Origin of the sequence: Asaia sp. VD9 (assembly GCF_037150015.1) — a bacterium.
Classification (GTDB): Bacteria; Pseudomonadota; Alphaproteobacteria; order Acetobacterales; family Acetobacteraceae; genus Asaia.
This window is the reverse complement of sequence record NZ_JBBCQM010000008.1, coordinates 82,536-95,593: the sequence shown is the minus strand read 5'-3', so window position 1 is coordinate 95,593 and position 13,058 is coordinate 82,536. Positions and strand designations below refer to the sequence as shown.

The following is a 13,058-nucleotide window of genomic DNA, read 5'->3' as shown; positions in this document are numbered from 1 at the left end:
ATGTGCTGCCCGAATGCCCTATGTCTGGGTACCTTCTATCAGGAGACCCTCAGGCAGGTCTGTATCAGAAGGAGGAATCGTCCCGCTGGGACGATATAACCGCATCGTCGCTTTGTTCTGCGGCTATTTGCGCGTCGACCAGCGCCCGTACACGCTGCTCCAGCCGTTCACGGGCGCCGGGCACGGGCTTGTGGCGCGCTCCGAACAAGTGTCGGGAGAGGAAATGCCCTGTCAGTGCGAGGCCCTCGGCCCAGGCAGGGGGGTCATCTCCCTCATTTTCAGCGCCCTGCAATGTCAGATAGCGGGGCAGAGGCAGGAGACGATCGACCCAGACGCCCGCAGCCGATCGGCTCACGGCACGTCCCGTCCGGGGAGAAACGAAGGCGAGATCGCTCGTATCCCCGGAAATGGCACAGCTATCGAGCGTCAGCCCATAGCCTAGCGTCGCCAGAAGGGCCGTTTCCCAGCGTACATAATCGACGACAGGCGCAGGATCGGCCAACACGCAGAATGCCGCCAGATCGCGCACGGTTTGCAGGAAAAAATCGGGATGAGGCTCTCGATCCGGGAGGGCAGCGTCGGCAAGTTCTGCCGCAGACTGAACCAGAGCGAGTTGTAAAGGGCGGTCAAGAAGCCTGACGGCTGTTTCCTGCACCATCTCACCGCTCAGATGCCCGAGTTGGTCGGACAGGCGGGAGGAATAGCGAGCAAGTATCAGATTGCCCGGTTGCCAGAGCGCGGCCTGACGTCGTGACGAGCCGCCACGCACCAGACCGGCAATGCGTCCATGCTCTTCAGTGAAGAGATGGACGACCGCCCCGCCCTCGCCGTAGCGGCGGGCGGAGAGGACGATCGCGGCGCACTCGAAATTCATGCTCCGCGCCCGTTTCGAAGCCTGATCAGACGATCAGGCGCCAGCAGCAGCAGCCACTTCGGCAGCGAAATCGCTGGTCTCCTTCTCGATGCCCTCGCCGAGCTGGAAGCGCTCGAAAGCGATCAGCTTGGCGCCGGCCTTCTCGACAACCTTGGCCACGCGGGTCTCGCCGTCATGCACCCAGACCTGCTCAAGAAGAACGACTTCTTCATAGAACTTGCGGATACGGCCTTCGATCATCTTCTCGATGATGGCTTCCGGCTTGCCGGACTCGCGGGCCTGCTCGATCAGAACCTGGCGCTCACGCTCCAGAGCTTCCGGATCGACGCTGGCAACTTCAAGAGCGGCCGGACGCGTTGCGGCAACATGCATGCCGATCTGGCGCCCCAGCGTCAGCAGGGCTTCGGATTCCGAAGGAGCTTCAACAGCAGCCAGAACACCGATCTTGCCAACGCCCGGACGCAGCGCGCCGTGCACGTAGGAAGCAACGATGCCCGAAGGAACGGTCAGAACCTTGGCGCGACGCAGCGACATGTTCTCACCGATCGTGGCGATCAGGTGTGTCAGCTCTTCAGCAACCGTACGGCCCGTGGGCAGCTTGGCCTGCGACAGGGTGTCGAGGTCGTCACCGGCCTCGAGCGCCGCGTGGGCCACGGACTCGACGAATGCCTGGAAGGCTTCGTTACGACCCACGAAATCGGTCTCGGCATTGACTTCGACCATGGCGGCCTTGTTCTTGCCCGAAGCAACAGCCACGAGGCCTTCAGCCGTGGTGCGGCCCGACTTCTTGGCAGCCTGCGACAGACCCTTGGCACGCAGCCAGTCGATGGCGGCATCCATGTCGCCAGCAGCTTCCGTGAGAGCCTTTTTGCAGTCCATCATGCCGGCGCCAGTCTTCTCGCGCAGGTCACGAACGAGGGCAGCAGTGATTTCCGCCATGTTCCAAACTCCTCTTGAGCATTGTCCCGTCAGACCCGATCGACTGATCGGACGACAATGCTCGCCACAATAAAAGAACCTGAGCCCTTCCCCGCACCCCGAAAGCGCGGGGCAGGCTCTAGGAACGAAACGGCGCGCCGCAGCTTTTCAGCCGGGCACGCCAGAAATTTCGAATGCAGGGGGAGATCTTATGATCTCCCGCACGCATCTCAGGCTTCAGCCGGAGCTTCAGCCGGGGTCTCTTCCACAACGGTCTCGACCGGCAGCTCTTCAGACGCACCGAAATCGGCACCCGAAGCAGCCATCTCGGCGGAGATACCGTCGAGCACGGCCTGCGACACGAGGTCGCAATAGGTCGTGATGGCGCGGATGGCGTCGTCATTTCCCGGGATCGGGTAGGTCACGCCAGCCGGGTTGGAGTTGCTGTCGAGGACCGCAACAACCGGAATGCCAAGCTTGTTGGCTTCCTCAACCGCCAGCTTCTCCTTGTTCGTGTCGATCACGAACAGGATGTCCGGCAGGCCGCCCATTTCCTTGATACCGCCGAGCGAACGCTCAAGCTTCTCGCGGTCACGGGTGATGTCGAGGATTTCCTTCTTCGTCAGGCCGTGCGTGTCGCCGGAAAGCATCTCGTCGATCTGGCGCAGACGCTTGATCGAACCCGTGATGGTCTTCCAGTTGGTCAGCATGCCGCCGAGCCAGCGATGGTTGACGTAGTACTGACCGCAGCGGGTTGCTGCCTCAGCCACATGCTCGGCCGCAGCGCGCTTGGTGCCGACGAACAGCACGCGACCGCCACCGGCCACCGTGTTGCGAACGGCCTGCAGGGCGCGATCGAGCATCGGAACGGTCTGCTGCAGGTCGATGATGTGAACCTGGTTGCGGACACCGAACAGATACGGTGCCATCGCCGGGTTCCAGCGACGTGTGTGGTGACCAAAGTGAACGCCGGCTTCGAGCAGCTGACGCATGGTGAATTCAGGCATCGCCATGATGCAAATTCCTGTTCTTCTGGTTGTGCCTCCGTATGACATTGCGCGTTTTCACGGGCACCAGAGAGTCTGACGTCATACGTGCGAATTGCCCTTCTCCCCGACAGCAGAGCCGCCAGAGAAGCCAGACGGGCGCGGTATCGCCTTTTTTGTCCCAAAAGGCAAGGACGAAGCGCCTCATCGCAGAGGAAACACGCATCCCGCCCTGGAACGATGTGGGGAGAACGACGCTCTTTCCGCCCCGCAGCGCGTCGCCGGATGCTTTGAGCGGCGGCGGCCCTTGCCTGGCCCGTGAGCCCCAAGCGCGCGCATCAGGCCACAGGCTTTTACAAAAGCGAACCGGAGCCGCTGATTCGATGCGATTTCGAAAGAAGAATCCTGTGCGTGCACACCGGGCGTGTCATGTTCACGCAATGTTGCCCTGCTAAGCGCTCCGCCGCGCACAGGGTCCCTCACACCCGCGCCATACCTTTTGACCTGGGTGGCCCCGGCGGCACACCCATTTTCGGAATTACGTCAATGCGGATCCTGTTGATTGAAGACGAGCTGGATATGGCGGCGCTGATTACCAGAAGCGTTCAGGATGCAGGGTTCGCGATCGATTCCGCGCGCACGCTCGCCGATGCACGGGAAATGGCGGCCCTCGCCTCCTATGCGCTCATCATCCTTGACCGCCGTCTCCCCGATGGGGACGGCCTCAGCCTTATCCGGAGTTTACGCACTGCGCAGCCCGGTGCGCCCATCATCGTCCTCTCCGCACTGGACGCCGTGCCGGACAGGGTCCAGGGGCTGGATGAGGGAGCGGATGACTATCTCGCCAAACCCTTTGACATGGCGGAGCTTCTTGCGCGGGCAAGGGCCGCGCTGCGTCGCCCCGGCGCTGAAGACACGCCGCCCATGATCTGCGGCCGTCTTGGTTTTCATCCCTCAACGCGAGAGGTCACGATCGATGGAACCCCGGTGCTGTTCAAACGGCGCGAGCTTGCTGTCCTCGAGACACTGATACGGCGCGCCGGCAGGGTCGTCAGGCGCGAGACCCTGATCGAGGAAGTCTATGGCTTCGACGATGAGATCCAGTCCAACACGCTAGATGCGCATATCTCACGTCTGCGCGTCCGGCTTACCGCCTTCAAGGCGGGTATCGTGATTCATCCGATCCGCGGGGTCGGCTATCTTCTGGACCAGTGCTGAATGTGGATTCCCCGTTTCACCTCTCTGCGGATACGCATAACGGCCCTGCTGCTCGGCGTTCAGCTCGTCTGTGTGCTCTTCGTGGTCTTTCTGCACCCGTTTCTGATACCGGATACGAGCTATACCGACATCGCGGATATCACGACCCAGGACCTTATCGAGGACTCGCTCACCACTGACGCCTCTGGTGCGCTGGTCATCGCCCCCACACCGGCCCTGCGCCGTTATGCCGCCACCCGGCCTGACCTGATCTACGCAATTGCAGGCGCTGACGGGCAGATCGCCCGTGGCTCGAACAAATATCTCAGCGACCTGCTAAAGCAGATTGCCCCCGTGCGACTGGAAGACTCCGAAGGCTTCGATACGAGGCGGCCCGGCAAGGGACCGATCTATTTCGACACGCTCGATACCCGTTTCGGCAAGCTCTGTATTGCAGTGACAGGAGAGTCATTCGGGATCGCGGACATCCCGAGCTTTTTCGAGTTGTTCAAGCCCCTCGTTCTTGTTTACAGCCCGCTGATGATCGGGGTCTTCATCTCCCTCCCCCTTCTGATCATCTGGGCTCTGCGCCCGCTCAGCCTTGTCAAACGCGCTGCGGCCTCGATCGATCTTCATAATATCGATCATCCGCTTCCGACAGACGGATTGCCCAATGAGCTTCGTCCCGCCGTCGAGGCAATCAATGCTGCTCTGGCGCGTATTGCTGTTGGCTGGCAGCAGCAGCATTTCTTCATGGCCAATGCCGCTCATGAACTGCGTACCCCCGTTGCCATACTCCAGGCACGCATCGACCAGATCAGGCTCGATAGCGAAAGCCGGACGAGTCTCGGGCGCGATGTGCATCGGCTGCGCCGCCTGGTCGACCAGCTCCTGATCATCGCCCGTCTGGACCGGCAACAGACGACCTCTTTCACGCCCCTCGACATCGTGGACCTCTTACAGGGCGTGGTGGCGGATTGCGCGCCTTATGTCCTGCGCAGCCGCCGATCGATCGATCTGCAATGCAGCGTTCCGAAATGCGAATTCACTGGTGATCGTCAGGCGCTTGGCAGCCTTCTGACGAATCTGATCGACAATGCGACGAAGGCCGAACCCGAGGGAGGGACAATCTTTGTAAAGCTGGACGCCGAACCTACGCATATTACCATCACGGTTTCCGATCATGGGGCGGGGATTGCCGAGGAAGATCGTCAGCATGTGTTCGAGCCGTTCTGGCGCAAAGACCATCACGAGCCAGGGACTGGTCTGGGCCTCGCTGCTGCGAGGGACATCGTGACGCTCCATGGCGGTAGCATACAGATCGACCAGACACCGGGGGGCGGCGCAAGCTTCAGAGTGGTCCTTCCCCTAGACCCGTCCATTTCCTCCAAATGATGATACCGCATTGGAAGAAGAAAATACCTTCCATGAGGTCTCGCCGTCAGGCTCCTGCAATGTCCAGGAACTAGACTCCTCAAAGCCGGTCATCCTGACGACGCAATTGTCGTCAGCCCCGGCCACGAGGCAAGACTGCGATGATGCAAGTAAGCATGATTCCGCCGCACCGCATGGTTCTGAAAACGACGGGCACTTGCCACCTCTCCTCCCAGCGGCGTCTGGCAATCTCCGTTCCCTTGCCCTCTAAAGCCATGTCCCATGAGCGAAAACGGATACCCCTCCTCTCGGCCTCTCCAAACGCCACCATGGCAACGTCTGGAGCCGAGTACGGGCTGATGGCCGCATGGTGCGCCACGGCAAACGAGACATTCGGACGCGCTGTGCTCAGGGCCGTCGCCCTCCTGCGCAATGTTCGAGAAAACTGAGCAGATCTGCTGCTCACCCAAGGGACTCCACTTCGCATGATACCGACACGATCACGTCCGAACTTCCCGTCATCGCCTCGCTCCCGGCAACCCATAACACGGTGGCTTGACGTCAAACCGCTCTACCCGGAATTCCGGGTGGAGATGCGCGAGAGCCGGCCCTCTGCACGCGATGGTCTCGGCAACCCGGTCCTCTCCCACGATGCACGACAAGACGGTCTGGCCGAGACATGGCCCGACGCCCCGAAGCGCGCCTTCTGGCATACGCCGTTATCGAGACGCGTCACGGGGCGCGCCGTGCAGATACTCAAGCTCGCCCCGGTGATGATCACAGAGGCGGCACCGTTACGTCCCCTCTCGGCGGCGCTGATACTCGGGCTCCAGATCCGTCTTCTGGAACTCGCGCGTAAACGGGGCCTCGCGGTGAAACGCGGGGGATGAGGACATTGCCGGAGTGCGCAGAGCCCGGCGTGTTGGTCCGAAACGCCGGTCCAGGGAGGGGGTGCGACGAAATCACAGATGATCGATTCGTGATACCCCCTGGATCGTGCGCATTTGCTCGCCCAAGCGTGGCGTGACCGGATAATGCCCGGTCAGCGTCACTTCCACGGCCTTGGTCTCGTCCACAGCGGGCACCAGCACGATCTTGCCGCGTCCCCTGCCCTGGCTGCTTAGCAAGTCGCGCACCTTCGTCACCGCTGCAGCCTCGCTGATCCACACGCGCATCTCCGAGCTTTCCTGAGCGGCGGCCTTCTCCAGATCGGTCACGTCATTGGCCGTGATGCGGAGCGCGTCGCCCTCAAGCTTGAGATCGGCCGTCACCATCACGGCCTGACCAGCCACAAGCAGATCGCGGCAGCGCGACAACACTTCCGAGAACAGGGTCACTTCGCAACCACCCGTCGCATCGGACAGACGCACCCACGCCATCTTGCTCCCGCTCTTGGTGGGGCGCTCCTTCTTGTCGACCACGCAGCCCGCGATACGCACGCGATAAGACCCGTTTTCGGCTGCGGTCATGAGATTCTGGGATGTCAGCACATTGGCCCGCTTGAGGACCGAGCGATAGGCATCCAGCGGATGGGCCGACATGTGGAAACCGATCGCCTCGGCCTCGGCGGCCAGACGTTCGAATTCGGGCCAGTACGGGGCCTCGGCCAAACGCAGCTCCTCGGGCTCGGCCGAGGCACCGAACAGGCCGATCTGGCCGGATGCCGCCTCCTGCGCGTCAGACTGCGCGCGGCGCATGATGATTTCCGAGCTGGCAAAGACGATATGACGCGGCTTGTCGAGGGAATCGAACGCCCCCGCCTTGGCCAGGTTTTCGATCTGGATCTTGTTGAGCTGTTTCGCATCGCAGCGCGACGCCAGATCGGCGAGACTGGCGAAGGGCTTGTCGCCGCGCGCATCCACAATGGCCTGCATGGCTGTGAACCCCACACGCTTGACCGCAGCCAATGCGTAGCGGATGGCCCAGCTTCCGTCCTCCTGCTTTTCGAGCGAGAAATCAGCTTTCGAGCGATTGATGTCGACGGGCAGCACCTTGATTTTCATCCGACGCGCCTCCTGACAGAGCGAGGCCAGCTTGTCCGTCTTTTCACGGGCGAGCGACATGCATCCGGCGAGGAAAGCCACCGGATGGTTCGCTTTCATCCAGGCCGTCTGATACGAGACGAGCGCATAGGCTGCGGCGTGTGATTTGTTGAACCCGTAATCCGCGAAGCGCGCCATGAGGTCGAACACCTCGGCAGCCTTCTCAGGGGTGATCCCGCGTCCGGTCGCACCCTTGACGAAGATCTCGCGCTGCGTGTCCATCTCGGCGCGGATCTTCTTGCCCATGGCGCGACGCAGCAGATCAGCGCCGCCCAGGCTGTACCCGGCCATTTTCTGCGCGATCTGCATGACCTGTTCCTGATAGACCATGATGCCATAGGTCTCAGACAGGATATCGCGAATTTCCTCATGGGGCGGCTCCCAGGAAGCACCATGTTTGCGCGCGCAGTAATCGGGGATATTCGCCATGGGCCCCGGACGATAGAGCGCCACCGCTGCGATCAGATCCTCAAGCCGCGTCGGGCGCATCTGCTTGAGAACGTCGCGCATGCCCGCGCCTTCGAACTGGAAGACGCCGCCCGCATCGCCACGGGCCAGCATGTCATAGGTCGGCGCGTCATCGAGAGGCAGGGTGGCCAGATCGACCTCGATGCCCTGCTGTGCGATGAAATTGATCCCACGCTTGAGAATGGTGAGCGTAGTCAGGCCGAGGAAGTCGAACTTCACTAGCCCCGCCTGCTCGACGAATTTCATATTGTACTGCGTGACCAGCATATCGCTCTTGGGATCGCGATAGAGCGGCACGAGCTCGACCAGTTCACGATCCCCGATCACCACGCCCGCGGCATGGGTCGAGGCATGACGATAGAGCCCCTCGAGCTGCAACGCGATTTCCATCAGGCGGCGCAGCGCCTCGTCGCTCTCGCGCATTTCCTGCAGACGCGGCTCGCCATCGATCGCCTGCTTGAGCGTGACGGGCTTGGCCGGGTTGTTCGGAATCAGCTCGGCCACGCGGTTGACCATGCCGAAAGGCAAGCCGAGCACGCGCCCGACATCGCGCACCGCAGCGCGCGCCTGGAGCTTACCGAAGGTGATGATCTGCGCCACGCGCTCGCCACCATATTCGGTGCGCACGTAGCGGATCACCTCATCGCGCCGGTCCTGACAAAAATCGATATCGAAGTCAGGCATCGAAACGCGTTCGGGATTCAGGAAGCGCTCGAACAGCAGGTTGAACGGCAGCGGATCGATATCGGTGATGGTCAGCGCCCAGGCGACAAGCGAGCCAGCGCCCGATCCACGCCCCGGCCCTACCGGAATATCATGCTCCTTGGCCCACTGGATGAAATCTGCAACGATCAGGAAATATCCGGGGAAGCCCATGCGCCCGATAATCCCGAGCTCCATCTCGAGACGCTCTTCATAGCGTCTGCGTGTGTCGTCATCAGCCTCCATGCGCGACAGGCGCTGGCGCAGCCCCTCTTCCGACATGGCCCGCAATGTCTCTTCCTCGGTCGCTCCCTCATTGACCTTGGGACAGACCGGCAGGAGCGGCGGGCGGGTCGAAACCTTCACCGCGCAGCGCTGCGCGATCATGAGCGTGTTGTCGCAAGCCTCCGGCAGATCGGCAAAGAGGGCACGCATGGCGTCGGGAGATTTGAACCAGTGCTCGGGCGTGACGCGCCAGCGCTCCTGCTCCGCCATCGTACGTCCCTGCGCGATGCAAAGCAGGGCGTCGTGGGCTTCATGCATGGCCGGTTTGGAGAAGAAGCACTCATTGGTCGCCACGAGCGGCAGGCCGAGACGATCTGCGGCGGCGATCATGCCGGGCTCGACAGCCTTCTCCTTAGGAAGGCCATGGCGATTCAGTTCGACGGCCATATGGGCGCCAAAGCTCTCCTGCAACCGGCGCAGCAGCGCCATGGCCTGATCTTCCTGCCCCTCGGCCAGCAGACGAAACAATGGCCCGCGCGTTCCGCCCGTCAGCAGAAAGAGACCGTCCGCATGGGCACAGAGAGTCTCAAGCAGAATGGCCGGGTCGGAGGGATCGCCCTTGAGAAATCCCTCGGAAGAGAGGAACTGCAGATTGGCGAGCCCCGCCTCATTGCGGGCCAGCGCCACCATGGGCTCCGACGGGGCACCGGGCTTGTCGCTGCGTGATGGCAGCGCGAGCTGACAGCCGATGATGGGCTGCACGCCCTTGCCCGAGCAATACTGGGAGAATTCCAGCGCCCCGAAGAGATTACCGGTGTCCGTCAGAGCAACGGCGGGCATGGCAGCATCGGCAGCCAGAGCCACCAGATCGGGTATGCGTATCGCCCCCTGGCTCAGCGAATAGGCAGAGTGATTACGAAGATGAACGAAGGGGGCATGGGACATGGGTCATGCTCTATCAGACCCTAACGCCCCCTTCATCCCTTTCTTTATTTTGCGACGATCTGACCGTCGCGCAGGGTCACGACGCGATCCATGCGCGACGCAAGCTCCTCGTTGTGCGTTGCGATCAACGCCCCCACATTCTCGCTTCGAACCGCATGCAGCAACTCGTCAAACACGGCGTCAGAGGTGTGCACGTCCAGATTGCCGGTCGGTTCGTCGGCCAAAAGAAGCTTCGGTCGATTGGCCAATGCGCGAGCAATGGCCACGCGCTGCTTCTCTCCACCCGAAAGCTTGCCCGGCAGATTATGCAGGCGGTGCGCCAGACCAAAGCGCGTCAGAAGATCAGTCGCGCGCGCGCGCGCATCTCGGGGGGAAACGCCGGCAATATGCTGGGGGAGCACCACATTTTCCAGCGCCGTGAACTCGGCCAGGAGATGATGGAATTGATAGACGAAGCCTACCTCATCACGTCGTATCTGGGTCCGTGCCGTATCAGAGAGAGCCGCCGTGTCACGCCCGGCAATGCGCACCCTGCCTTTCTGCGGGGCTTCCAGCAGGCCAGCAATATGAAGAAGCGTCGATTTGCCCGTACCGCTGGGCGCGACCAGAGCCACGATCTCACCGGGGAACAGATCGAACGACGCACCCTTCAGGATTTCAAGCGTCTCTTCGCCCGAGCGAAAACGGCGCGTAACGTCATTCAGGGAAAGCACCGGGACGGTCGCAGGGCTTGTTTCACTCATGGCGCAGCGCCTCGATCGGATCGGTCTTGGCGGCGCGCCAGGACGGGTAAAGCGTTGCGACGAAAGATAAGGCAAGGGCCATGACCATGACTTCGATGACCTGCGACCAGATCAGCTTGGCTGGCAGATGTTCGAGATAATAGAATTCCGGGTTGAACAGGCTGGTATGGGTCAGATGCTCCACACCATGCTGGATACGCTCGATATTAAGGCAGAACACGACCCCGATCCCGAAACCGATCAGCGTGCCGGACACGCCCACCGAGGCGCCGCACATTAGGAAGATGCGCATGACGGCACCGCGGCTGGCGCCCAACGTACGCAGCACCGCGATATCGCGCGTCTTGTCCTTGACCATCATGATCATGGAGGAAATGACGTTGAATGCGGCCACCAGAATGATCAGCGTGAGAATGAGGAACATCACGTTCTGCTGCACGGTCAGAGCGCCCAGAAACGCGTTATTACTCTGGGTCCAGTCCATCACGCGCAGCCTGGGATCATCCAGTCGCTGGGCAATGGCGCGTGTGACAGGCGTAACCTCGAGCGGGTCGCGGGTCGCCACCTGAATGAGCGATACCGCGCCGGGCATCATCAGATAGCGCTGTGAGGCTTCCATTGGCATGAGGACAACGCTGGTATCGTAGTCGTTGACGCCCGCATCGAAAATCATGACGACATGATAGGCCTTGACGCGCGGCATGTTCCCGAACGGTGTCGCACGGCCATTCAACGAAACAACCGTCAGCTTGCTGCCCACACTCAACCCGGCACGTGCGGCCAGAGTCGTGCCGATCGCAATGGCATCGTCACCCTTGAAATCATCCAGCTTGCCGTCGGTGATGTTGTCGCTCAGGGCATGCAGGTCTCGAAGGTCGGAAGGCAAAATCCCGCGCACTACGCCGCCCGTCGAATAATTCCCGGCATCGATGAGCACGGTCCCCTCGGTCATGGGCGTGACACGGGTGACATTCTTCACTTCACGTATGGCGACGACATCATCCTGGTAATTGGTGATGCTGTGCCCCGCGCTGAAGATGTTCAGATCGCCATTCAGCCCGAGCACGCGGCCCATCAGATCAGCGCGAAACCCGTTCATCACCGCCATGACGATGATGAGTGTGGCGACACCCAGCGCAATACCGATGAGCGAGAAAATCGCGATGATGGAAACGAAGCGTTCTCCGCGACGGGCGCGCAGATAGCGCCCCGCCACCACGCGCTCGAAGCGGTTGAACATGATCAGGCGGCGTCCTTGCCTGCTGCGTCGGTACCAAGCACTTTCGCAAGCGCGTCTTCCACAGTCAGCTCGAAGCGTTCACCTGTCGCGCGGCGCTTGAGTTCGACCTTGCCTTCCTTTGCACCACGCGGCCCGACGATCATCTGCCAGGGATGGCCCATCAGATCGGCATCGTTGAACTTCACGCCGGCGCGCTCACCGCGATCATCATACAGAAACGCATCCGGGGCCGCGGCATAGAGCTGCTCGCACAGCGCATCCACCGCCTCATCGCCAGGCTTGAGGCTCAGAATGGCGGCGCGATAGGGCGCAACCGAGTCCGGCCAGATGATGCCGGCCTCGTCATGGCTGGCTTCGATAATGGCTCCGACGAGGCGCGACACGCCAATGCCGTACGACCCCATCTCCGGGAAGAACTGGTTGCCATCGGCACCGCTGACCGAGATCCCCATGGACTCGGTGTATTTGGTACCGAAATAGAAGATATGCCCGACCTCGATACCGCGCCCTTCACGACGACGCTCGGCGGGCACGTCTTCCCACGCCTTCTCGTCATGCATCTCGTCAGTCGCGGCATAGAATTTCGTGACGCCGCTGAAGAAGGCGTCAAGGCTCGCATGGTCGGCGATATCGACCGCTTCATGCAGCCAGTCCTGCTCCTCTAGGGCTGCGTCGAAGAAGACGCCGCTCTCACCTGTGGGGGCCAGCACCAGGAATTCATGGCTCAGATCGCCACCGATCGGCCCGGTATCGGCCTTCATCGGGACGGCGCGCACGCCCAAACGCTGGAAGGTGCGCAGATAAGCCAGCATCATGCGGCGATAGGCCGCAACGGCGTCCTCATAGGACGCATCGAAGGAATAGGCATCCTTCATGAAGAATTCACGGCCACGCATCACGCCAAAACGGGGGCGGAGCTCATCGCGGAACTTCCACTGTACGTGATAGAGCGCCTGAGGCAGCTCACGATAGGATTTGACCGCCTGACCGAACAGATCGGTGATCATTTCCTCATTGGTCGGTCCATAAAGCAGCTCGCGGTCCTGCCGGTCGCGGATACGCAGCATTTCCGGGCCATAGGCGTCATAACGGCCAGAGCGCTTCCACAATTCGGAAGACTGGACGGTCGGCATCAGCACTTCCTGCGCGCCGATGGCGTTCTGCTCTTCCCGTACGATCTGCTCTATATTGCGCAGCACGCGCAGACCTGCCGGAAGCCAGGCGTAGATGCCCGCCGACGTCTGACGCACGAGACCGGCGCGCAGCATCAGTCGATGCGAGGCGATCTGGGCCTCGGCGGGCACTTCTTTGAGGGTGGGCAGGAAGCTGCGGGACAGGCGCATC

The 13,058-nt window shown here is 61.5% G+C and carries 10 protein-coding genes; 3 read left to right on the top strand and 7 right to left on the bottom strand.

Annotated elements, in window-relative coordinates:
• Positions 1-64: 64 nt before the first annotated feature.
• The 3 genes from recO to rpsB all read right to left on the bottom strand — a co-directional run bounded on the left by recO (position 65) and on the right by rpsB (position 2,805).
• Entirely contained in the window at positions 65-874 is an 810-nt protein-coding gene (gene recO / locus WFJ47_RS11135; protein ID WP_336763017.1) for a DNA repair protein RecO, read from the bottom strand.
• Positions 875-907: 33 nt separating this feature from the next.
• Positions 908-1,813: a translation elongation factor Ts gene (gene tsf, locus WFJ47_RS11130; RefSeq protein ID WP_127102566.1), complete on the bottom strand. Its 906-nt coding sequence runs from the start codon at positions 1,811-1,813 to the stop codon at positions 908-910.
• A gap of 209 nt (positions 1,814-2,022) precedes the next feature.
• The gene (rpsB, locus tag WFJ47_RS11125; RefSeq protein ID WP_127102567.1) at positions 2,023-2,805 is read right to left on the bottom strand and encodes a 30S ribosomal protein S2; all 783 of its coding nucleotides are present in this window, start codon (positions 2,803-2,805) and stop codon (positions 2,023-2,025) included.
• A 519-nt stretch (positions 2,806-3,324) separates the two neighbouring features.
• On the opposite strand from rpsB, the gene WFJ47_RS11120 reads away from it, so the two are divergent.
• The 3 genes from WFJ47_RS11120 to WFJ47_RS11110 all read left to right on the top strand — a co-directional run bounded on the left by WFJ47_RS11120 (position 3,325) and on the right by WFJ47_RS11110 (position 6,239).
• The gene (locus WFJ47_RS11120) at positions 3,325-3,996 is read left to right on the top strand and encodes a response regulator transcription factor (RefSeq protein ID WP_127102568.1); all 672 of its coding nucleotides are present in this window, start codon (positions 3,325-3,327) and stop codon (positions 3,994-3,996) included.
• Complete coding sequence (locus WFJ47_RS11115) at positions 3,997-5,370, top strand: HAMP domain-containing sensor histidine kinase (protein ID WP_336763015.1); 1,374 nt, start codon at positions 3,997-3,999, stop codon at positions 5,368-5,370.
• A 464-nt stretch (positions 5,371-5,834) separates the two neighbouring features.
• Positions 5,835-6,239 (top strand): hypothetical protein, encoded by a 405-nt coding sequence (locus WFJ47_RS11110; protein WP_336763013.1) that lies wholly within the window; start codon positions 5,835-5,837, stop codon positions 6,237-6,239.
• 72 nt (positions 6,240-6,311) lie between these two features.
• Here WFJ47_RS11110 and dnaE read toward each other — a convergent pair whose 3' ends face one another.
• The 4 genes from dnaE to proS are packed head-to-tail and all read right to left on the bottom strand — an operon-like array spanning position 6,312 to position 13,057.
• A complete protein-coding gene (dnaE, locus tag WFJ47_RS11105) occupies positions 6,312-9,731 on the bottom strand; it encodes a DNA polymerase III subunit alpha (RefSeq protein ID WP_336763011.1) in 3,420 nt (1,139 codons plus the stop codon).
• A gap of 44 nt (positions 9,732-9,775) precedes the next feature.
• Positions 9,776-10,474: an ABC transporter ATP-binding protein gene (locus WFJ47_RS11100; RefSeq protein WP_336763009.1), complete on the bottom strand. Its 699-nt coding sequence runs from the start codon at positions 10,472-10,474 to the stop codon at positions 9,776-9,778.
• Positions 10,467-11,714 (bottom strand): lipoprotein-releasing ABC transporter permease subunit, encoded by a 1,248-nt coding sequence (locus WFJ47_RS11095; protein ID WP_264815008.1) that lies wholly within the window; start codon positions 11,712-11,714, stop codon positions 10,467-10,469. Before WFJ47_RS11095 ends, WFJ47_RS11100 begins: the two co-directional genes overlap by 8 nt.
• Before the next feature lie 2 nt (positions 11,715-11,716).
• The gene (gene proS / locus WFJ47_RS11090) at positions 11,717-13,057 is read right to left on the bottom strand and encodes a proline--tRNA ligase (protein ID WP_336763006.1); all 1,341 of its coding nucleotides are present in this window, start codon (positions 13,055-13,057) and stop codon (positions 11,717-11,719) included.
• Between the last annotated feature and the right edge of the window lies 1 nt (position 13,058).